The organism is Desulfotomaculum copahuensis (genome assembly GCF_001655685.1).
GTDB lineage: Bacteria > Bacillota > Desulfotomaculia > Desulfotomaculales > Desulfovirgulaceae > Desulfotomaculum_G > Desulfotomaculum_G copahuensis.
Window position 1 is genome coordinate 19,241 of record NZ_LYVF01000183.1, and the last position, 22,990, is coordinate 42,230.

Annotated in this window: 15 protein-coding genes and 1 pseudogene; 1 reads left to right on the forward strand and 15 read right to left on the reverse strand. The window is 57.5% G+C overall.

Annotation, left to right across the window (positions count from 1 at the left end; all coding sequences use genetic code 11):
* The first annotated feature begins 143 nt into the window (after positions 1 to 143).
* The gene (locus tag A6M21_RS14415) at positions 144 to 3,164 is read left to right on the forward strand and encodes an FAD-dependent oxidoreductase (RefSeq protein ID WP_151191959.1); all 3,021 of its coding nucleotides are present in this window, start codon (positions 144 to 146) and stop codon (positions 3,162 to 3,164) included.
* Between the two features lie 219 nt (positions 3,165 to 3,383).
* Here the strand turns inward: A6M21_RS14415 and A6M21_RS14420 are convergent, their stop codons facing one another.
* From A6M21_RS14420 to A6M21_RS14490, 15 genes and pseudogenes are all read right to left on the reverse strand, one after another.
* Entirely contained in the window at positions 3,384 to 4,307 is a 924-nt protein-coding gene (locus A6M21_RS14420; protein WP_066670130.1) for a methylenetetrahydrofolate reductase, read from the reverse strand.
* A complete protein-coding gene (locus tag A6M21_RS14425; protein ID WP_066670134.1) occupies positions 4,304 to 4,975 on the reverse strand; it encodes a methylenetetrahydrofolate reductase C-terminal domain-containing protein in 672 nt (223 codons plus the stop codon). Before A6M21_RS14425 ends, A6M21_RS14420 begins: the two co-directional genes overlap by 4 nt.
* Entirely contained in the window at positions 4,972 to 5,403 is a 432-nt protein-coding gene (locus tag A6M21_RS14430) for a hydrogenase iron-sulfur subunit (RefSeq protein WP_066670146.1), read from the reverse strand. Before A6M21_RS14430 ends, A6M21_RS14425 begins: the two co-directional genes overlap by 4 nt.
* Positions 5,404 to 9,825: an NAD(P)-binding protein gene (locus A6M21_RS14435; protein WP_066670151.1), complete on the reverse strand. Its 4,422-nt coding sequence runs from the start codon at positions 9,823 to 9,825 to the stop codon at positions 5,404 to 5,406.
* Between the two features lie 118 nt (positions 9,826 to 9,943).
* Positions 9,944 to 11,179, reverse strand: a complete 1,236-nt coding sequence (locus tag A6M21_RS14440; RefSeq protein WP_066670154.1) for a (Fe-S)-binding protein — start codon at positions 11,177 to 11,179, stop codon at positions 9,944 to 9,946.
* A gap of 105 nt (positions 11,180 to 11,284) precedes the next feature.
* The gene (locus tag A6M21_RS14445) at positions 11,285 to 12,124 is read right to left on the reverse strand and encodes an FAD/NAD(P)-binding protein (RefSeq protein WP_066670179.1); all 840 of its coding nucleotides are present in this window, start codon (positions 12,122 to 12,124) and stop codon (positions 11,285 to 11,287) included.
* The gene (locus tag A6M21_RS14450) at positions 12,124 to 13,143 is read right to left on the reverse strand and encodes a 4Fe-4S dicluster domain-containing protein (protein WP_066670156.1); all 1,020 of its coding nucleotides are present in this window, start codon (positions 13,141 to 13,143) and stop codon (positions 12,124 to 12,126) included. Before A6M21_RS14450 ends, A6M21_RS14445 begins: the two co-directional genes overlap by 1 nt.
* 10 nt (positions 13,144 to 13,153) lie before the next feature.
* Positions 13,154 to 14,107 (reverse strand): Coenzyme F420 hydrogenase/dehydrogenase, beta subunit C-terminal domain, encoded by a 954-nt coding sequence (locus A6M21_RS14455; protein ID WP_066670158.1) that lies wholly within the window; start codon positions 14,105 to 14,107, stop codon positions 13,154 to 13,156.
* Positions 14,095 to 14,538, reverse strand: coding sequence for a hydrogenase iron-sulfur subunit (locus A6M21_RS14460; RefSeq protein WP_161486087.1), 444 nt, complete (start codon positions 14,536 to 14,538; stop codon positions 14,095 to 14,097). The genes A6M21_RS14455 and A6M21_RS14460 overlap by 13 nt, the downstream gene beginning before the upstream one ends.
* Positions 14,539 to 14,561: 23 nt before the next feature.
* The gene (locus tag A6M21_RS14465) at positions 14,562 to 17,570 is read right to left on the reverse strand and encodes a CoB--CoM heterodisulfide reductase iron-sulfur subunit A family protein (RefSeq protein WP_066670160.1); all 3,009 of its coding nucleotides are present in this window, start codon (positions 17,568 to 17,570) and stop codon (positions 14,562 to 14,564) included.
* A 413-nt stretch (positions 17,571 to 17,983) separates the two neighbouring features.
* The gene (locus tag A6M21_RS14470; RefSeq protein ID WP_066670162.1) at positions 17,984 to 18,778 is read right to left on the reverse strand and encodes a methyltetrahydrofolate cobalamin methyltransferase; all 795 of its coding nucleotides are present in this window, start codon (positions 18,776 to 18,778) and stop codon (positions 17,984 to 17,986) included.
* Positions 18,779 to 18,809: 31 nt separating this feature from the next.
* A complete protein-coding gene (locus tag A6M21_RS14475) occupies positions 18,810 to 19,760 on the reverse strand; it encodes an acetyl-CoA decarbonylase/synthase complex subunit delta (RefSeq protein WP_066670165.1) in 951 nt (316 codons plus the stop codon).
* A gap of 44 nt (positions 19,761 to 19,804) precedes the next feature.
* Positions 19,805 to 20,563, reverse strand: a complete 759-nt coding sequence (locus A6M21_RS14480) for an ATP-binding protein (RefSeq protein ID WP_066670172.1) — start codon at positions 20,561 to 20,563, stop codon at positions 19,805 to 19,807.
* 93 nt (positions 20,564 to 20,656) lie between these two features.
* Positions 20,657 to 21,994: an acetyl-CoA decarbonylase/synthase complex subunit gamma gene (gene acsC / locus A6M21_RS14485; protein WP_066670175.1), complete on the reverse strand. Its 1,338-nt coding sequence runs from the start codon at positions 21,992 to 21,994 to the stop codon at positions 20,657 to 20,659.
* Positions 21,995 to 22,126: 132 nt separating this feature from the next.
* Positions 22,127 to 22,990 (reverse strand): annotated as a pseudogene (locus A6M21_RS14490) (acetyl-CoA decarbonylase/synthase complex subunit alpha/beta); the annotation flags it as partial.

Genomic DNA, 22,990 nt, shown 5'->3' on the forward strand with positions numbered 1-22,990 from the left:
ACAGGATGAACCGTGCACTGAGCAAATATTGATATGCCCGATAAAATCTATGACTGTCCGGCTGTGGCCGGGGCCTGGGGAACTTTACCGGAATTGCCGGCTTGCATAAGGATTGTTCACCGTGAATGGAGGTTAACAGGCTGATGAAAGAAAAAAAGCAATCAACCACCGGGGCGGTAATGGTCGTCGGGGGCGGCATCAGCGGCATGCAGGCGTCCCTGGACCTGGCTGAAAGCGGCTACAGGGTTTATTTGATCGAAAGATCACCGGCCATCGGCGGCACCATGCCCATGCTGGATAAAACCTTCCCCACCAACGACTGCGCCATGTGTACGCTGTCGCCCAAACTGGTGGAGTGCGGCCGCCACCGGAATATCGAAGTGCTTACTTTGAGTGAAGTCACCGGATTGAGCGGTGAGCCGGGCCGTTTCACCGTGGATGTGAAAAAACACCCGCGCTATGTGGACACCACCAAATGCGTGGGTTGCGGTGCCTGTGCCGCCGAATGTCCGGAAGACATACCCGATGAATTCAATCAGGGTCTCAACCCGCGCAAGGTAATCTTCAAACCATATGCCCAGGCCTATCCCAACGCTTATGTAGTAGACAAGGAACATTGCCTGGAGTGTATGGCCTGCGTGGACGCCTGCCCTTCCGGGGCTATCGACCACGATATGGAGGAAGAAGAGGTCAGCATTGAAGTCGGCGCCGTCATCCTCTGCCCCGGTTTTGAGCTTTTTGACGCCGAACTGCGGGGGGAATTCGGCTATGGCGTTTATGAAAATGTGATCACCAGCCTGCAGTTCGAGCGCATGCTCAGCGCCTCCGGTCCGTACGGCGGACACATCAAGCGTCCTTCCGACGGCGCTGTGCCGCAAAGGATTGCTTTTATCCAGTGCGTTGGCTCGAGGGACATTGCCCGGGGCAACGGTTACTGTTCCGGCGTCTGCTGTATGTACGCCACCAAGGAGGCGCTCATTGCCAAGGAGCACGAGCCAAATCTGGACGTGAGCATTTTCTATATGGACATCCGTGCCTACGGTAAGGATTTTGAGAAGTATTACAACCGGGCCAAGGACAATTACGGGGTTAAATACATTCGCAGTATGATCTCCACCGTCAAGGAACTGCAGCAAAGCAAAAAACTACGTTTGCGCTACCGCGCCGAAGACAACGGCCTGCTAGACGAGGATTTTGATCTGGTTGTGCTTTCCGTCGGCTTGAAACCAAAGGCTGAAGCCGTCGCCCTGGCTGAAACGCTGGGTGTAAAGCTGAACCAGTATAACTTTTGCCAGCCGGGTGCACTGACCGGTGTAATTACTTCCCGGCCGGGGATTTATGTGGCTGGCGCCTTTTGTGGTCCCAAGGACATTCCGGAGACTGTCATGCAGGCCAGCGCCGCCGCCGGCGATGCCGCCGCACTGCTCGCCCCGGCCCGCAACACGCTGGTGGCTGCCCGGGAATTTCCGCCCGAACGGGAAACCGGCGGCGAGGAACCGCGCATCGGCGTTTTTGTCTGCCACTGCGGCATCAACATTGGTAGTGTGGTGAATGTGCCCGCCGTGGTGGAAGACATCAAAAATGCGCCTTATGTGGTGCACGCCCAGGAAAACCTATATGCCTGCTCGCAGGACAGCCAGGCCGCCATGCGTGAAATCATTCAAGAGAAAAACTTGAACCGGGTGGTGGTGGCTTCCTGCAGCCCGCGCACCCACCGGCCGCTTTTCCAGGAAACCTTGCGTGACGCCGGATTGAACCCGCATCTGTTTGAAATGGCCAATATCCGCGACCAGTGTTCCTGGGTGCACAGCCATGAGCCGGAGAAGGCCACCGCCAAATCGATCGATCTAACCCGGGCCGCCGTTTACAAAGCGGCGTTGTTGAAACCGATCGATGCCGTCAGTGTGGGCGTTGTACCCACCGCACTGGTGGCGGGCGGCGGCGTGGCCGGCTTGACGGCCGCCCTTTCCGTGGCCGAACAGGGTTATAATGTGGAAATAGTTGAAAAGACGGATCAGTTGGGCGGTATTGCCCGCCGTATCCCGCAGGGGTTGAACGGCGAGGATATCACCGCCTTCCTGAATGACCTGACCGCCCGGGTGGGCGGCCATCCGCGGATTAAATTGCACCTAAACAGTGAGATTACGGAAGTCAGCGGATATATGGGCAATTTTACCAGTAAATTGAGCAACGGGGAAATAGTCAAACATGGTGCCACCATCATCGCCACCGGTGCCGAGGAGCACCAGCCGGAAGAATACCTTTTCGGGGAAGACGGCCGCGTGCTCACCCAACTGCAAATGGATGAAAAAATAGCGGCCGGCGATGCGGCGGTGAAAAACGCCCGGAACATCGTGATGATCCAGTGCGTCGGCTCCCGGGAGGAAAACCGTCCTTATTGCAGCCGCATCTGCTGCAGCAAATCGGTCCAGCTGGCCTTGCGGCTGAAGGAACAGAACCCGGCGGTCAACATCTACATCCTTTACCGGGACGTGCGTACCTACGCCTTCCTGGAAGACCTGTACCGGCAGGCGCGGGAGCAGGGTGTCATATTCATTCGCTACGAGGTGGAACAAAAACCGGTGGTGACCAGGCAAGATGACCGGTTGCAGGTTTCGCTCACCGATCCCATTCTGGGACAGCCGGTTTGTATTGATGCCGACCTGCTGGTTCTGGCGCCGCCCGTGGTGCCGGCCCCGGACAACGGCAAGCTGTCCCAGCTGTATAAAGTGCCTTTGAACGCCGACGGTTTCTTCCTGGAGGCGCATATGAAACTGCGGCCGGTGGACTTTCCGGCCGAGGGCGTGTATATGTGCGGTCTGGCCCACGCGCCCAAGAACATCGAGGAAAGCATCAACCAGGCCAAGGCGGCTGCCGGACGCGCGGGGACCATATTAAGCCGTGACAGGCTGGAATCCCGGGGCGTACGCGCCCATGTGGACCAGGAAAAATGCGCCGCCTGCCTGACCTGTGTGCGCCTGTGCCCCTTCAATGCGCCGCATATCAATCCGGAAACACACCGGGCGGAAATTGAGGCCGTACAGTGCCAGGGCTGCGGCACCTGCGCCGGCGAATGCCCGAACAAGGCCATTGAGCTGATGGGTTATAACGATGAACAGCAGATGGCCCGGGTGCATGGCATGTTTTTGAGGGAAGTGGGTTAAAATCCCTTGAGACACCGGTTCCGGATCAAGTAAGCGCACCACAGGCGGAGCCAGTCGCTTCGCTTGCGGTGTGTTTTTTTAATGGGCGTTCTGGAAGGTGACTGCCTTACCGGAAGGGCGGATGGTGTAGGCCCGGCAACAAAATACGGTGCGGTTGCTTTTCAGTAAAAAAAAAGCCGGGGGTTGGTTTGACCCCGGCTTTTATTCCCCCCGGAACCTTTATTCCGCCTTCGGCCGCGGGTAAAGACCGGCCCGCTGGACGATTTCCGGCACAATCTCCTCCCAGGCGATGGCCATGATGTGTACGCCGTGCACACCGGGGATGTTGCGAATGTGTTTGATCTGCTCAATGCAGATCTCAATCCCCTCTTTCTTCGGATCCTCCGCCTTCTTCAGCCGTTCCACGATTTCATCGGGTACAATCATGCCGGACACGCTGGTCTGCATGTACTTGGCCGCCCGCCAGCTTTTCAGCGGCGTGACCCCGGCCAGGATGTGCACCCGCTCGTGCAGCCCCCGCTGCCGGACCATTTCCATGAAACGCTCAAAACGCTCCATGTCAAAGATACACTGGGTCTGGATGAATTCCGCCCCGGCGTTGATCTTTTTCTCCAGCCGGACCACCCGGAACTCAAAAGGATCCGCGAACGGGTTGGCCACGGCGCCGATAAAGAAGCGCGGTTCGGCCTGTTTGATTTCCTCGCCGCAAAGGAACACCTTGTCGTCACGCATCCGCCGCACCATGTTGATCAACTGCATGGAGTCGATGTCGTACACGTTCTTGGCGGTGGGATGGTTGCCGAATTTCTGGTGGTCGCCGGAAAGGCAGAGCACGTTGCGCACGCCCAGACTGTAGGCTCCCAGCAGGTCGCTCTGCATGGCGATGCGGTTCCTGTCCCGGCAGGTCATTTGAATAATCGGTTCAATGCCGTTTTTCATTACGTGCAGTCCGGCCGCAATGCTGGACATGCGTACGATGGCCGTCTGACAGTCGGTAATGTTGGTAGCGTCGACGTAATCGCGCATCATTTCAGCATGATGCTTGATCGCTTCCGGCGATGAATGTTTGGGCGGCCCTATTTCCGCCGTGACGGCAAATTCGCCTTTGTTTAAAATGCTTTCCAATTTGCTTTCTGTTTTCACCCGATGATCACATCCTCCCTGACGGCTTTACGCGGCCCGCCGTCCCGTGACGTGGACCAGTCCTTGGGCGGCTGCAATTCCAGCAATTTATCCAGCTTGCCGAGAGATTGCATACGGTCGTAAATCAACTGCCAGGCGCAAGGAGTGTCCTTGCTCACCTCGCACTTGCCGTACTGGGAACCGCCGCAGGGGCCGTTTAAAATACTCTTGGAACAACGGATGATCGGGCAGATGCCGCCGGTCAGGTGCAGAATGCAGTTGCCGCACATGCCGCACCGCTCTTCCCAGACGCCGTGTTCAATGGAACCGCCGATAAAATTGGTGTTTTGCGCCGGCAGCACCCATTTGGATGGATAGCGCTCGGCGATATATTGCACGCCCACGCCGCAGGCCAGGGAAATAACGGCGTCCACGTCTTCCACCAGGTTGTCCAGCATGGCGATGTATTCCGGGTCGCACTGCCGGGTGCAGACGAAGGTCACCGTTTCCAGCGGGTTCTCCTGCAACTGGCGCATGATGCGCAGTTCCGAGGCCAGGATTTCAGTTTCCTTTTCACCGCCGGACAGGCAGACGGTCACACAGCCGGCGCAACCCACCACCAGTACCTTGCGGCAGTCCTTGACCATCTCGGCGATTTCCTGAATCGGTTTTTGCTGGGCGATAATCACTTTGTGTCACCTTCTTTTTTGTTCAGTGGACTGGGTCCCAGTTCCTTGATACGCTGGGTCATTTCATTGGCAATCTCGGCAAAGCGCGGCCCCATGGCGGCGGACAGGTTGTAGAACTCCAGCCGCCGGCTGTCGAAACCGATTTCGTCCAGCATCTGTTTCACATGGTTGACCCGTTTTTTTGCCCGGTAATTGCCTTTCAGGAAATGGCAGTCCCCTTCCATGCAACCGGCCACATAGACGCCGTCCGCCCCTTCTTCAAAGGCGTTCAGAATCACGCGGTGGTCAATGTTGCCCGAGCAGGTCATCTCCACGATGCGTATGTTGGAAGGGTACTGCAGACGCATGGAACCGGCCAGGTCCGCCGCCGAATAAGCACAGTAATGACAGCAAAAGGCGACGATTTTCGGTTCGAATTCCTCGGCCATTTACGACACCCCCTTGAACAAACCGTGGACCATACTCATATACATCCGGTCATTGTAGCCCTGCAGTGTAATGGCCTTGTTCGGACACTCGCCGGCGCAGGTGCCGCAGCCCTGGCAGAGCACCGGTTCGATACTGGCCGCGTAATTTCTGATACGCGGCGCGTTGAAAGGACACAAGCGTACGCAGGTCAGACAGGCCGCACACTTGTTGGGGTCCACCACGGCGGTGACACCGTGGGATTCCAGGTTGGTCTTGCTCAAAATAGTGCCGGCGCGCCCGGCGGCCGCTTTGGCCTGGGCGATATTTTCATCCATGTTTTTCGGACTGTGGGCCAGTCCGGCCATGAACGTTCCCTCGGAAGCAAAGTCGACCGGACGCAGTTTCATGTGTGCTTCCAGGAAGAAGCCGTCTTCATTGAGCGGCACCTTGAACAGTTGGGACAGCTGTTTGTTGCTTTCCGGCGCCACAATGGCCGCGGCCAGCCCGACCACATCGGCCTGGATCTGCACCGGCACACCGAGCACATGGTCGGTGACGGTCACATTCAGGCCGTCAGCCGCTGCTTCCACCTGCGGCTTGTTTTCGACACTGTAGCGGATAAAAATCACGCCTTTGCGTCTGGCTTCCCGGTATTTTTCCTCCATGAAGCCGTATGTGCGTACATCCCGGTAAAGCACGAACACATTGCGTGCCGGATCCTGCTCTTTTAGCTTGAGAGCCAGTTTTACCGACTTGGCGCAGCATACGCGGCTGCAATAGGGGTGGTCCGGTTCGCGGGAGCCCACGCACTGGATCAGGACGAAATTTTTGGCTCCCTGCAGTTTGGCGTCACCGGCGGCCAGTGATTCTTCCAGTTCCAGCTGGGTCATCACCCGGTCATGTTGCCCGTACAGGTATTCAGCCGGCTTGTATTCCTCCCCGCCGGTGGCGACAATGGTTACACCGTGCTGTATTTCCGCCCCGGTGGTCAACGTGGTTACAAAATTGCCCACATAACCGCTGACCTCTTTGATCCCGGCGCCGGTATATATGTTGATCCGGTCGTTGTTTTGCACATGTTCAACCAGTTCGTTGACAAAAGACGGAATATCTTCCCCGTACAACCCTTGCCTCAAACGCCGGGCCACACCGCCCAACCGGTCCGATTTTTCCACCAGGTGTACTTTATAGCCCTGTCCGGCCAGGGATTCAGCGGCAGTCATGCCGGAAACGCCGCCGCCGATGACCAGGGCGGCTTTGGTCACGCCCACCGATACTTGCTGGATCGGCTGCAGCAGGGCGGCCTTGGCTACAATCATTTTAACCAGATCCTTGGCCTTGGCCGTGGCTTTTGCCGGTTCGTGCATATGCACCCAGGAACACTGGTCGCGAATGTTGGCCATTTCAAACAGTGCGCGGTTCAAACCCGCTTCCCGGACGGTTTCCTGGAAGAGCGGCCGGTGGGTGCGCGGGCTGCAGGAAGCTACGACTACCCGGTTCAGGTTGTACTCCTGGATCTTTTCCTTCATGTTGTTCTGGCTGTCCTGTGAGCAGGTATACAGGCTGTCGGTGGCAAAAACTACATGCGGCAGTGTTTTAGCCATTTCCACCACCGCTGGTACGTCCACCACGCCGCCGATATTGATCCCGCAGTGACAGACAAAGACACCGATACGCGGTTCCTCGCCGGAAACGTCACGTTCGGGCGGGAATTCCCGTTCCTTGACCAGTGTGCCCCGGGATTCGGACAGCATGGCGGCGGAGGCGCCGGCTGCGGCACTGGCCTGCATCACCGTTTCCGGGATGTCCTTGGGACCGCTGATGGCGCCGGCCACGTAGATGCCCGGTATGTTGGTGCCCACGCCGGTGAGGGCGGCCGGCTCGGCAAAGCCGAACTGGTTCAACTCCAGGCCCATTTTCTGCGCCAGATCCTTTATGCCCGCGCCGGGTTCCATGCCCACCGAAAGCACCACCAGGTCAAATTCCTCTGTGCTGATCGAACCGTCTTCATTGGCATAACGGATGCGCAGGTTCCTGCTTTCATCGTCCGCCTGCTCCACGGCATAAATCCGGGAGCGCACGAAGCGCACCCCCTGCTCTTTGGCCCGGTCGTAGTATTTTTCAAAGCCCTTGCCGTAAGTGCGCATGTCCATGAAGAAGATGGTGGTGTCCAGTTGGTCGTGGCTGTGTTCCTTGGCAATTACCGCTTCCTTGATCGCATACATGCAGCAGACCGACGAGCAGTAGCCATGCTCTATCTTACAGTTGCGCGAACCGACGCATTGAATCCAGGCGATTTTTTCCGGCTCCCGGTGATCATAGGGACGTACCAGGTGGCCCTGGAAGGGGCCGGAGGCGCTCAGGACGCGTTCAAATTCCAGGCTGGTCAGGACGTTGGGATATTTGCCATAACCGTAATACTCCAGTTCCCCGGCTTCGAATTTGTCAAAGCCCGGACTGAGCACGATGGCGCCCACCTGCAGTTCCACTGTTTCTTCGCCCATGCAGTGGTTTATTGCGTCGGCGGTACAGGCGCGTACACATTCCATACATTCGGAGCAGACGCCGCAGTTCAGGCACCTCTCCGCTTCCCTTTTTGCCTGCTCGGGGGTGAAGGCAAAAGCCACTTCACCAAAACTGCCGGTACGTGTTTCCACGCCCGCCAACTCCGCCTTTTCCGCGGCTGCCGGCGGCACTTCACCGTCTTTGAAGCGGAAGGGGGCGATTCTATCTTCCGGTATCCGGAATTCCCGGTTCAGTTTGAGATCAATGCCGTTGATGTAGCGGTGGATGGATTCGGCTGCTTCCTTGCCGGCCGCCACCGCTGCAATCACCGTTTTCGGCCCGGTCACCGCGTCGCCGCCGGCAAACACGCCCGGTACGGCCGTGGCCAGGGATTCGGCGTCCGCTTCAAGAGTGCCGCCTCTGGCCTGGTTCAAAGAAAGGCCGTCCAGGTCGGGTTTTTGCCCCACGGCCAGAATGACTGTATCCGCTTCAAGTCTGAATTCGCTGCCCGCCACCGGGACCGGGCGGCGCCGGCCGCTGGCGTCCGGTTCACCCAGTTCGTTGCGCAGGCATTCCATGCCGGCCACCCGGCCGTCTTTGCCGTGAAAAGCCTTCGGGCTGGCGAGCATGACAAACTCGATGCCTTCTTCCCTGGCTTCGGCTATTTCCTCCGGCAGGGCGGTAATCTCACCCTCGGTGCGCCGGTAAACGATCATCACCTTTTCCGCGCCCAGGCGTACCGCCGTGCGTGCGCAGTCCATGGCCGTGTTGCCGCCGCCGATGACGGCCACCCGTTTGCCGACAGCCACCTTTTCGCCCAGCGCGATGCGGCGCAGGAAAGGCAGGCCGTGGGTCACGCCGTCCAGGTCCTCGCCCGGCACGTTCAAGGCCGTCCCCTTATGGGCGCCGATGCCGATGAACACCGCTTTATAGCCCCCGGCCAGCAGGCCGTCCACTGTGATGTCCGTGCCCAGGCGGGTGTTGTACTTGATTTCCACGCCCATTTTGGTTAACAGATCCACTTCCAGCTGGACCCATTTCTTGGGCAGACGGTATTCCGGAATACCCACCCGCATCATGCCGCCGGCCACGGGCAGGGCCTCGAAAACAGTTACCTGATAGCCCTTTTTAAGCAGTTGATAAGCACAGGACAACCCGGCCGGGCCGGCGCCGATGACGGCCACCTTTTCCTTCCGCGGCTCGGCGGGAGCGGGCAGGGGCAATTCGTCCGGGTTGGCGTAGGCGTAATCGGCGGCCACCCGCTTGAGGTTCATGATCTGTACCGGCTCATCCACTTTTGAACGGTGGCACTGGCTCTGACAGGGGTGTGTACACACCCGGCCGCAGACCGCCGGGAAGGGCAAATCCCGGTAGATGGTTTCCCATGCTTCCTTGAATTTGCCCAGTTTGATCAACTGGATGTATCCCTGGGCGTTGACGCCGGCCGGACAGGCGGCACGGCAGGGGGAAACCCCTTTTTTGTCCACGGCGAAGGCGTTCGGATAGGCCTGGGCATAGGGCTTGTAAACGGCCTTGCGGGGACCCAGGCCCTGGTTGAATTCGCTTTTCACTTCCACCGGACAGGCCTGGGCGCACTCGCCGCAGCCCTTGCATTTGTCTATATCCACGTAACGCGGCTTTTGCCTTACGGTGACAGTAAAATCGCCTGCTTCGCCGGTTACCTGTTCAACCTGTGCGCAGGTAAGGGTGTTGATATTCAAGTGACGGCCGCATTCCACCAGTTTGGGTGACAGGATACACATGGAGCAGTCGTTGGTGGGGAAAGTCTTGTCCAGCATGGGCATGGTGCCGCCGATAGCCGGGGAGCTTTCCACCAGGTGAACGTAGTATCCCGACTCGGCCAGATCCAGGGAGGCCTGGATCCCGGCGATGCCGGCGCCCACCACCATTACCGCCCCTACTTTATCCTTGCTCATGAGAATTCACACCCGTCCTCTCCATTTTGGGACTCGTTTTTATATTTCCACAATACGGTCACCCGGCCGGCCGGTTGGCGTCAAACCGGCCGGCCGGGAAACAGAATCCCCCGGGACTTCAGGCTTTTGGTTTCTTCTCCGGCATGATCAGTGCCCGTTCGATCAGGTCGCACATGTGCATATTCTTGGATTTGCCCTTGGTGTCGGGATACCACTTGTTCAGGTCGTTGAACTGGTCGATACAGTTGTGGCAGGGAACGATCACAATTTCTGCTCCGGTGGCGACAACTTGATCGACCTTGCGTTTGCCCTTGGCCTTCCTGATTTCATTGTACTCCGGCATGGCCATCCCGCCGCCGCCGGCTCCGCAGCAGTAGTTCCAGCGGCCGTTGGGGTTCATATCCACGAAATTTTTGACAAAGCTTCTGATCAATTCGCGGGGGGCTTCCCAAACTCCCTCCTTGCGGGCTGTGTTGCATGGATCGTGGTAGGTGACCACTTCTGTAACGGCATCCGGATCTAGCTTCAAACTGCCATCCTTAACCAGGTCGAGGAGCAGTTCGAGTATATGGCGGATCGGAAACATCTCACCCTTCCAGAAGGTCCGCTGGCCCCACTTCATGGAACGGAAGGCATGGCCGCATTCCGTGACGATGAATTCCTGGCAGCCCAACCGGGTGAACTCTTCCCAAATGGGCATGGAGATGGCGACAAAATCGTCATTTTGTCCCGTAAAAAGAGCAATGTTGGTGGCATCCCAACGTTTGGTGCTGATGGTGTAGTCGATGCCGGCGGCATAGAATAATTTCAGCGTAGTTTGCAGTTCGTTGGCATAGATCTTGATATCCCGGGCATTGAAGCCATAGAAGTACTTTGCGCCCTGCTTGTTCAGGGGAATGGTGTATTCCGGATCCCCCAGTTCGTCCCGCAGTTCATCCTGAATCCACTCCAGGGTTTCTTCGTAGTCGATCTGGGATACGTTCATCTGGTTGCCTGATGCAATGTGCTCATTGGCAATGGTCTGCAGGTAGCCCGGAATTTTATCCTTGTCCCAGGTTCCGCGCAGCGACCTGACCACGGTGGCCACGTTTATCTGCATCGGGCATTCGATCGTGCAACGTTCGCACATGGTGCAGTACCAGATATAGGGGTCCTCGAATACTTCCTTTTTCATACCCAGGTTGATCTTGCGCAGGAATTTGCGCGGGTCGTTGCTTTCATGGATATCGGAATACGGGCAGCCGGCGGTGCACATACCACAGGTCAGGCAATTGGCGAAATCCAGGCTTTTCAATCTTTCCGCCAGTTCGTCCCGGAAATCGGGATCCAGGTTTTCGGCCAGGATAGTCTCCATAAATGGTGTCTCCTCCCCTCGCGGGTGTTGTTTCTATCAAGCAATGCCTCCAAGCAAGCCAAATTGGGAGCGCCCCCGGCCGGGCGCCCCCAACCAGGTCCGGTTTCAATATTCGTTGGGTAACTGGTTCAACTCCGCCCGGGTAAAGACCGGGCCGTCCTTGCACACATACTTGTTGCCTACATTGCAGCGGCCGCACATACCGATACCGCATTTCATGCGGTTTTCCAGGGACATGATGATCCGCTCCGGCGGGAAGCCCAGGGCTTCCAGTTCCGGCATGGTGAATTTGATCATCACCGGCGGGCCGCAGATTACTGCGTAGGCGTTGTCGGCGCCGGGAGCCACTTCCTTGGTCACCGCCGGCACGAAGCCCACCCGGCCGTTCCAGCCCTCCGCCGGCCGGTCGATGGTGCAGACCAGATCGATGTCGTCACGTTTTTCCCATTCGGCCAGTTCGTCTTTATAGAGCAGCAGTCCGGGCGTACGGGCGCCGTAAATCACCGTCAGTTTGCCGAAGTCCCCCCGGTTCGCCGGGTTCAGGATGTAGGCGGTGAGTGCCCGCAAGGTGGTGAAAGCAAACCCGCCGCCGATGATGACCAGGTTTTTACCCTTGAAGTCTTCCAGCGGGAAGCTGTTGCCCAGCGGACCGCGTACGCCCACCATAGTGCCTTCTTCCATCAGGTGCAGGGCGGTGGAAACCACGCCCACTTTGGCCACGGAAAACTTCAGGTGGCCGGGTTCGGTGGGCGAGGAGGCGATACCGAAGGGAGCTTCGCCCTTGCCAAAGACGCACAGCTCGGCGAACTGGCCCGGGGAGTACTTAAATCCGGCTTCGTCGGCTGCATTCAAATACTCCAGGGTGAAAGTGTGCACCAGCTTGTCGTCGGTTTCGGTGAAGTTTTTGACCAACTTCATGGGCAGCGGTAGATACGGGTTTCTCATCATTTATCCAACCTCGCTTCCGACCCCTGAATTTCCGCCAATATCGCGCGGATATCCAGATTAACGGGGCAGTTTTTGATGCACCTACCGCAGCCGACACATGCCATTACATTATAGTTGTCTACAAAGTATTTGAACTTGTGCATGACCCGTTGCCGGAACCGTTCCTTGCCCGTGGGGCGCGGGTTGTGACCCGAGCCGTGCAGTGTGAACAGGGGGAACATGCAGGCGTCCCAGTTGCGGACCCGGCATCCGTTGGCGTCCACCGCATCATCAACGATGTCGAAGCAGTGGCAGGTAGGACAGGTGTAGGTGCAAACGGCGCAGCCGAGACACTTTTCATGCAGGCCGTCCCAGATTGGATCGTAGAAATCAGTGTCCAGTTTGGCTTTGACCCCGTCCAGGTTGACTGTGCAGGACACAGTGGCGGTTTCCTTCACTGCGGCGGCCGCCGCCCGATCAGCTTCGCCGGCTTCCGGCAGGGTGGTGCCGCTGAACAGCTCCCGTCCCCGTTCGGTCAATATTTCCACTACGTACTTGTCGCCGGTGTCCACCAGCAGCGCATCCAGTCCGGTGGTGTCAAAGGGACCGCCGCCCAGGGAAGTGCAGAAGCAGGTGCCGGCCGGCCGGTTGCAGCCCAGACCGACCAGGATGGTGTTTTCCCGCCGGGTTAGGTAATAGGGATCCTGGTATTTGTCGTTATTGAAGACGTTATCCAGCAGAACCAGGCTTTTGGCGTCACAGGGACGTATTCCGAAAACCACTTTCTTTTGCTGGTCGATGCATTCCTGTACCTGCGCACCTTCCGTCCCGCAACTGTAGCTGAACAGTTTTTCGGTTTGAGGGAAAAGGATTCCCTTGGGCGGGATTTTGGTATTGCTGTAGTCCAGAGTTGCTTCCGTGCCGCTGCTGATTTGCTTGAAGTTGGTATAGTCCGCCTCTTTTACCGGGGCAAACACCTGATACCGGGACATCAGCTGATCCAGGAAGCCGGCCAGTTCGTTTTTGTTGATGAGCATCCTTTTCACCTCACTCCTCGATTAGAAATGGTTGCGGATCCTCGGCCTTGAAGTCGGCCAGCGCCGGTTTGTCTTCCAGATTGGCCCCGGCCTCGTAACCGAACAATTCCTGTACATCCTTGACCATCTTGCGTGTCAGGTTGCGCAGGGAAAGACCCATCGGACAGGCGCGCTCGCAGGCGCCGCAGTCGGCGCAACGGCCGGCGCTGTGCAATACCCGCACCGCCTGAAAGAGCATGTTGTCCCGGGCGTCGGAAGATTTACCGATCCACTGGGGCGTGGAACAATCCACAAAGCACTCTTCACAATAGCACATCGGGCAGGCCTGACGGCAGGCGTAGCAACGGATGCAGCGGCTGAACTCCTCCGTCAGGATGGCACGCCGCTCGGCTGGTGCTTTGGCTTCGAAAGCAGCTACATCGGCAAAGTCATCTCCGCCCTTTTCCGGCAGCAGTTCGCCCACCAGCAGATCATAGAGCGCCGGGTTGGGATGGCGGCAGCTCAGGCAGGAGTCGTGCAACAGCTCGTTCACCGGTATTGTTTCGGTGAAGCCGTCGCCTTTGAGCACAATGGAGTCACCGCTTTCTTCAGCGGCCAGCAGTTCTTTGCCGGCCAGACGGCGATCAACTTTTTTGCGGTCGATCATGCCGGCACAGGGCACACCAATAATAACCAGGTTTTCCCGGTTGATCTGGTTTTCTTTGATCAGTTCGATAATCGAACGGCTGTCACAACCCTTGGCCACCACGGCCACTTTATCCGTCCGTTTGCGCAGATAATTGGCCAGGTTGTTTTCACAACTACGGTTCCAGGTCAGTCCGGCCGCATCCTCCGGCCGGTGGACAAAGCAGGGGGTGCTGCGCAGCGGCAGGGTGCCCGGCGCAAAACCGATCACCACGTCCACCTTTTTTTCCTCCAGCAGCTTCCTGGCCGCTTCCTGGATGGCACCGGCTAGTTCTGGCATCCACAACACCCCGCATTCTTCGCTTCGACTCGACCCTTGTTGGGCCCCAGTGCCTTCACTTTATCCGTTACTTCCTTTACAACTTCGGCAAACCGGCCGCCTTCGGCGGCGGAAACCCAGGAGAAGTTGACCCGTCCTTCTTCCACGCCCATGTATTCCAGCAGGTTCTTTAACAGGGCGAATTTTCTTCTGGCCACCAGGTTGCCACTAACATAGTGGCAGTCGCCCGGGTGTCACCCGGAGGTGAGCACGCCGTCCGCCCCGTGGCGCAGGGCGCTCAAAATGAACAACGGATTGATGCGTCCGGAGCAGGGCACCCGGACCACCCGGATATTCGGGGGATACTGGATCCGGCTGACACCGGCCAGGTCGGCCCCCGCGTAACTACACCAGTTGCACAGGAAGGCAACTATTTTTGGTTCCCAATCCATAACCTGATTCCCTCCCCCTGTTGCTAAAGCGCGTTAATCATGGCTACGATTTGTTCGTTGGTGCATCCCTTGATGTTGATGGCTCCGCTGCGGCAAGAGGAAGCACAGGCGCCGCATCCCTTGCACAGGGCCTCGTTGACCACGGCCACTTTTTCTTTCATGTCCACGGATACGGCCTTGGACGGACAGACCGATTCGCAGACGCCGCAGGCTACGCATTTTCGCTTGTCGACAAAGGCACACTTGCCTTCCACGGCAATGGACTCCTTGGCCAGCACGGTGCAGGCGCGGGCTACAGCCGCTTTGGCCTGGGAAATGTTTTCCTCCAGGTTCTTCGGTCCGTGGGCCAGCCCGCACATGAACACGCCGTCGGTACCAAAGTCCACCGGACGCAGTTTCATGTGCGCTTCCAGGAAAAATCCCTCCTGGTTCAACGGCACCTTGAAGAACTTGGACAGCTTGGCGTTGCCGGCCGGGGGTACGATGGCAGCCGCCAGGCCGACCACATCGGCTTTGATGATCACGGGCACGCCCAGCACATGGTCGGTGACCGTAACTTTCACCTTTTCCCCGTCGGCCTCAACCACCGGTTTGTTGTCCACCGCGTAGCGGATAAAAATAACGCCTTTGCGCCGCGCTTCGCGGTACATTTCTTCGAAGAAGCCGTAGGTGCGGATGTCGCGGTAAAGTACGTAAACCTGCGCCTTGGGGTTGGCTTCTTTGATCTTCAGGGCCAGTTTGACGGACTTGGTGCAGCAGATGCGGCTGCAGTAGGGCCGTTCATCATCCCGTGAGCCCACGCACTGGATGAAAACGAAGTTTTTGGCGCCGCTTACCCTGGCATCGCCGGCAGACAGGGCGCCTTCGATATCCAATAGGCTCATCACCCGGTCGTTTTGTCCGTACAGATATTCCGCCGGTTTGTATTCCTCGGCGCCGGTGGCGATGATGGCCACGCCGTGCTGAATCTCTTCACCGTTGGACAGTGTGGTGACGAAGTTGCCCACAAAACCGTTGACATCGGCCACTTCCGTACCGGTATAAACCTTGATCAATTCATTGCCGTTCACCTGTGCAATCAGGTCACCGAGGAAGGCCTGCACATCCTCGCCGCGCATACCGGTATGGATGCGCCGGGCGGTGCCGCCCAGTTGGGGCTCCTTTTCCACCAGGTGCACTTTGTAGCCCTGTTTGGCCAGACTGACGGCCGCCGTCATGCCGGACACCCCGCCGCCGATGACCAGTGCGTCGTGATTCATGCCCAGGCTGACGCTCTGGATGGGCTGAAGCAGGGAGGCTTTGTAAACGGCCATTTTAACTAGATCCTTGGCCTTTGCCGTCGCTTTTTCCGGTTCGTTCATATGCACCCAGGAACACTGATCCCGGATGTTGGCCATTTCAAACAGGTTGGAGTTCAAACCGGCTTCGCGCAGCGTCTCCTGGAACAGCGGTTCATGTGTGCGCGGGCTGCAGGAGGCTACTACAATCCGGTTCAGATTGTATTTCTCAATTGCTTCCCTGATTTGACCGGCGGTATCCTGTGAGCAGGCGTACAGCTTTTCTTCGGCCAGGGACACCCCGGGCAGTTTTTGAGCATAGGCCACTACTTCTGGCACATTGACCACACTGCCGATGTTGATGCCGCAGTGGCAGACAAAAACGCCGATGCGCGGAATTTCACCGGTGACATCTTTTTCCGGCGGATATTCCTTTTTCTTCACCAGCGAGCCCCGCGCCGCGGAAAGAATCACTGACGAATCGGACGCCGCCGCGCTGGCCTGCATCACGGTTTCCGGAATGTCCCGCGGACCGCTGAAGGCACCGGCCACATAAACACCCGGCCGGGAGGTGCCCACGCCGGTAAGTGCCGGCACGTCGGCAAAATTGAACTGGTTTAATTGTATATTCAATTTGTTGGCCAGCTCCACCACATCAGCGGATGGTTCCAGACCAACGGACAGAATTACCAGGTCAAATTCCGCGTTGGAAATACTGCCGTCTTCATTGGCGTAGCGGATGGTCAGATTGCCGCTGCCGTCTTTGGCCTCGTTAACGTCATAGATGCGGGAACGGATGAAGTTGACACCGCTTTCTTTTTTCGCCCGCTCGTAGTATTTCTCAAAATCCTTGCCGTAGGTGCGCATATCCATGAAGAAGATGGTGGCGTCCAGCGGATGACCGGCGTGTTCCTTGGCAATGACGGCTTCCTTGATCGCGTACATGCAGCAAACGGAAGAACAATAGCCGTGTTCGATCTTGCAGTTGCGGGAGCCGACACACTGGATCCAGGCGATTCTTTGCGGTTCCTTTTTGTCCGACGGACGGACCAGGTGACCGCCGAAGGGACCGGAGGCACTTAATATGCGTTCGAACTCCAGGCTGGTCAGCACATTGGCATATCTGCCGTAGCCGTAATATTCCAGTGCCGAGGCGTCAAACTTCTGGAAGCCGGGGCTTAAAATAACCGAGCCCACTTCCACTTCCACGGTTTCGTCCGCCATATCGTGGTCGATTGCCCCGGCCTGGCAGGCATCAACGCAGGCGCCGCATTCAATGCACAAATCCTTGTCGATGGCATAGGCATTGGGATAGGCCTGGGCATAAAGCTTGTAAATGGCCTTTCTTTCACCCAGTCCTTGATTGAATTCATCTTTGGTCTCCATGGGGCACTCTTCGGCGCAGGAACCGCAACCGGTGCACTTTTCCGGATCTACGTAGCGGGCCTTTTTCACGATAGTGGCCTTGAAATGACCCGGTTCGCCTTGCAGGTCTTCCAACACGGCATTGGTGATGGTTTCAATATTCAGGTGCCGGCCGCATTCGACCAGCTTGGGGGAAAGTATACACATGGAGCAGTCGTTGGTGGGAAAAGTTTTATCCAGCATAGGCATGGTGCCGCCGATGGCCGGGGATTTTTCCACCAGATAGACATAATAGCCGCTTTCCGCCAGATCCAGGGAGGCCTGAATGCCGGCGATGCCGGCTCCTACGACCAGTACTGCCCCGACTTGTCCGGGTTTGTTGGCTGTCATCTTTGCATCACATCCGTCCTCCTAATTTCGGTGTGCCGGCGTTTTCAACTGGTTTGCTTGAAGTTGCGGGAGCAATGTTCACTAATAATTAACCTTCCTCTTCTCCCTGTGTGATTTTCTATAGTCGGCCGGGAAGCAGTGTCATTCCAAAAGAGGTTGGCATATTCACCTCCGTTTGAAAGGGAATGGATGGCAAAACAGTTACCGATCTGACGCCCAGGAAAGAAAAGGGCACTCTAAAAGCCGGATTTGACGGCAACTGCAATCGTTGCGCACCTTGTCCCTAGTATAATATTTATCAACTGGACTGTCAATTATTTTGACTTTTAGCAAAAAGGCGGCAGGTGCGCACTGCCGCCTTTTCAAACCGGTCCGGGCCGGTACCGGGAAGTAACCGTTCCGTCCGGAAGGTTTTATCTCTGTCTGAATGTTTTCAGGAAGGAATCACAATAGATATCCTTGTTCAGCATGATGTTGGCAGCAGCCACGGCGTCTAGCAGTTCCTGATCCTCCACATCGGCAATCGCTGAATCCAGCCCGCAGGCCATGGACATGATCAGGAAGGTGCGGTTGAGCAGGTGGCGGTTGTTGCAGCGCTGTGAAATGTTGCTCAGGCCCATGGTGGTCCGGGGGGACGGATCAGCCAGCATTTTGATCTGGCGTAGCGCCTCCAGCGCTTCCGGGCCGTGCTCCTGGGCGACGTTGCAGGGCAGTACCAGCGGATCGATATACAGATCTTCCATCGGAATGCCGTTGGCGTCGGCGTTGACCACAATTTCCATGGCCAGCGCGGCCCGGTCGGCGGCGCTTTTGGGGACGCCCTTTTCGTTCATGGCCAGGCCGATCAACGCGGCGCTGTATTTGGCGGCCATCGGCATGTAAATATCCATTTTCCACTGATCAGCGCTGGTGGAGTTGATCATCGCCTTGCCCTTGTGTGCCGCCAACCCGGCTTCGATGGCCTCCGGGTTGGTGGAGTCGATGCAGCACGGCAGGGGGGCGGCCTCCTGGGCGATCTTGACCAGCCATTCCATCACCGCGGGCTGATCTTTGGCCTCTACAGTGGGACCGGTGTTGACATCCAGGTAGGACGCGCAGTTTTCATACTGACGTTTGGCCCAGTAACGGACGGGTTCGGGATCCTTGTTCAGGATGGCTTCCCGGATGTCTTTAAACATGCCGTTAATCCGCTCGCCAATCAGGATCATGCAATTTGCCTCCTTCTATATTAAAAGTAAATTAATATGCGTTGGATTCCATCATCTTGTCGATGTGTACCCGGAATTGTTTCAGGGAATCGGGATGACGCATCACAAAAAGTGAGCCGCCGGCCTGGGCGAAGGTGGCCGATGTGATAACTTCCCACAAAATGGCCCGTTTGGCCTGTTCGCCCCATTCGGGCGCTTCTTCCGCGCTGCTCTTGGCCTCCTTGGTCTTCCAGACTTCCTGGCCGACCAGGCAGATTACGGGCATGGCCATCATTTTGTCGCCGGTGAGGGCGCCGATGCGCGTGCGCTCCATGATCGAATAGGCGTATTCAATGCCGTAGCCCAGGGCGCCTACGGACGGGTCAATCACAATGCGGTCGGCGGACAGGTTCATTTCCGTAATCAGGATGTTTAACTGTTTTTCCAGGTTGATATCCAGCGGGCTGGAGGCGATGATGTTGTGGCCGTGCACCATGCAGGCGGCCGTGATCGTCTTGTAGTTTTCCGGGGTGGCGCAGCCGAGCAGGCAGTTTTTGCCGGCCAGCGCTTCGGCCACCGCTTCCAGGACCTGAGCGTCCTTCTCTTCCACTCCGCAGCCGAGTATAATCAGCGGTACGTCCACCGCGTCGGCCACCGCTTTGGCCGTTTTGGCGCATTCCGCGGGGCTGGTGTTTTTGTTGTCCGGATGGGCGCTGATCATGGTCAGGCAGACCAGATCGGCGCCGTATTCAACACATTTTTTGGCCCAGGCTACCGGGTCATTCAACACGCCCGCATAAGGCGCAGTGAGTATTTCCGGCCAACCGGCGGGTTCCATGTCCCAAACCTCCAGGGCCACTTGCGGCCGGTTGGGCATTTCTCCTTCAAAATGCAGGAAGGGCAGGGTGCTTTCGCCCCCGATTTTAACTGTATTGGGCTCGGTGCCGAGAACCAGCTCACCGACTTTGCTGGTCCATCTTTCCTTGGCGATGGTGACAGGCATAATTTCCGCTCCTTTCTATAGATCAGTGCCTTGGATCAGTGCCTTCAAAGGATGCCCGTTTTGGTCATGATTTCCCGGACTGCGGCGACCACCGGTGAATCACCGGGCAGTGCAATCAGTGGCTTACTTTCCAGATCGTACTGAAAGACCTGGGTGTCCATCGGTATGCTGCCGATCAACTCCAGTCCGGTGCGCTCGATTTCCTCTTTCAATGCCTCCAGTGTTCCTTCGGTGACCTTGGAAACCACCAGATACAGTTTTTTGATATCCAGTTGCAGCGAATCGACCAGTTCTTTGACCCGTCCGGCCGAACGAATGCCCCGGGCGCTGGCGTCGCTGCTTACGAACAGGATATCCACGTTTGAAGTGGTGCGCCGGCTCAGGTGTTCCAGCCCGGCTTCGTTATCCATGACCACATACGGGTAGTTGTTGCTCAACTCCTGCATAAATCCCCGTACCAGGTTGTTGACGTAACAGTAACAGCCCGGCCCCTCTGGGCCGCCCATGACCAGCAGATCTACATCGTCCCCTTCGGCCAGGGACTGGTGCACTTTGTATTCCACGTACTGATCCTTGGTCATGCCGGCGGGCAGTGGTTCGATGTTGTTATTGATCCGGGCCATCATATCGGCGATGGTGTCCTCGATTTCCACCCCGATCGCTTCGTTTAAATTGGCGTTGGCATCGGCGTCCACGGCCAGCACCGGTCCTTTTCCCGCCTCGATCAGTAGCTTGATTAGAAGCGCCGCCAGGGTGGTTTTCCCGGTACCACCCTTGCCGGCGATGGCAATGGTAAAGGCCATTGGATTCCCTTCCTTCTCCGTTTGTTATTGCGTTTATTGCCGCGGGAGCGGACTGGCAGGATTGTGCCTCCAGGTGATACCGGACCCGGGCGTTTACGCGCTCCAGCGTTGTTTCAAGAAAGAAGCGATGCCGGCGGATTCACGCGGTCCGACCAGCACTTCCCAGCCGGAAAGCTCCTGCAGCTTGCCGCTCAAGACAGCTACGCCGCCGGGGATGATTACCTTGCGGTGGTTTACCTTGTCGGCAATGCCGCAGCCCTGCAGCATTTCGGTGATCTTTTCCGGTGTGAATTTGCCGGCCGCCCAACCGGTGAGTACGGAAATGCCGTCGGTGTCCACAGGCAGAATATAACCCGGCACCCGTGCCGACTCCACGTCGCCGGCCACGCAGAAGTAAGTCAGCGAGAAGTTGGTGGTGACGAATACTGGCGCATCCGCCCCCGGGGTGCCGATTTCGTAAATCTTTGATTCCACGGCGATTGGTTTTTGCGGGTCGGTGTAAATGTTCAGGCGCAGGGTGACCAGCGGCAGGATGTCCGCCGGGTCGGCGCTGGACATGACCATCAGGCCGGCGTACTTGGTGATGTAGATGCCGGCGTCCACCACGGACTGGAACGGATCGGTGCTGGTGACAAAGGCGATGGTGGGATAGCCGAAGGGGCGGAAGCGCTTCAAGGCCTGACGGCGGATCTGGGTTTGGTCGGCCAGCACCTTGTTTACTTCCCGGGCGCCGGAGTCCAGCAGCAGTTGCTTGTGACCAAGGGCGATCACCTTTTCCGACAGATCGGCCAGTTCGCTCAAATTGGTCCCCTTCACCACCAGGGCGGTGTCATACTTTTTGGCCAGGGCGGTCATCGCTTCGTAATTGGCTGCAGTGGCGCCGCAGATCACCGGTTTCTTGCTCCCGGCCACCTCCAGTGCCTTTTCCATGGCCGCGGTGTCTTCGCTGATCAGTAACAGCGGTAATTCCGTATTGTCGAAAGCCACTTTTACAGCGGCGGCAAATTTATCCGCTTCGCCGGAGGCGTTTTCCACTGCGACCAGGTTGACACTGTGGGTCTGCCCGACCCGGTCGAAGACCAGTTTATTTATTTTTGCTACTTTGGCGGAGATTTCATCGGCACTCATGGTGTCGGACACGGAAATGGCTATTGCGGTGGGATGTTCGAAACGCTTGTCATGCCTGAATAATACAGTTTCATTGCCCAGTTCCCATTGCTTCTCGCCGGTTCCGATTTTAACCAGCGCCACCGGCGGGGCCGAAGCGGCGCCAAGGGCTTCCTTGGCTTCGTCGCTGACGTGGGGGCACTGATCCAGACCGGCCTTGCCGGCGGCCATGGCCATGGCGAAAGCCAGGCAGGTGGGTTGCCCGCAGTCTTTGCAGTTTGTTTTAGGCAGCCGTTTAAAAATTTCCAAACCTGTTAAACCCATTCTCCTGTTCTCCTTTCTATGATCCTTGAGCAAGACATATCCCGGAGGACACCTGTATTATGCCCGGTGTCCTCCGGTTAACTACTTGCGCTTGTGCTCAAAGTATTTTTCTGTGCTGTCCGGGTCCCGGCGCTAGATCAGGGAATCCATGGTCAACGCCGGATGTCCCTTCTCTTCCAGGAAGGGCAGGATTTCCTCGCCGCTGACACCTACCGTCTCATCGGCAATCTTGTCCACAAAGTCCTTGCCCAGACCGGCTTCCTCCGCCGCCTCCTCCAGCATCGGCCGCAGCTGTTCCTTCAGCGATTTGGGCATCCAGATCAGCCGGCCCAGTCCGCCGTCGGCGGGTACAAACTTGCGGGAAGCCAGGTAGGATTTGCCGATGCCCATGAAGCCGGGCATCTGCGCGCCGCCGCCGATGGTGCCGGCCATGGTGGAGAAGGTCATGCCCGAGGGGGTCATGCCGCCATGCTCCCGGTTGACCACCATAAAGCCGTTGCATTCCGGCACCATGGCCAGGATCGCTTCAAAGCACCCGCAGGAGGTCATCGGATATTCCATGATCGTATAGAAGTTAACCGCTTCGATGGTACGCTGCGAGTTGTTGAAGACGAAATCGTTGAACGTCTTCCACTGTCCTTTGACGCCATCGATCAGCCCGTCCTTGGGAATGGGCTGGTTGGAGCCGTGCGGATTGATTTCATAGGCCGCCTTGGCGTCCAGCCAGCTCACCGCGCCGCACAGACCGACCCGTTCGGGGGCCACCACGCAGACGTGGGTGGGGGCGAAGGACTGGCACAGCGTGCAGGAATAGAAGGTGTCCACTGTTTCGTCCTTAAGCTGCTTCAAGCGGTCGTCCCGGCGTTTGTAGGCTTTGCGTGCCTCTTCGCGCATTTCCAGCACTTTTTGTTCGTCGGTGTAGATGGTCACCTGCACGCGGTCGACAATGGCCGGGAACTCGGATTTGAATTTGGCATACAGAATGTCGCCGATGTG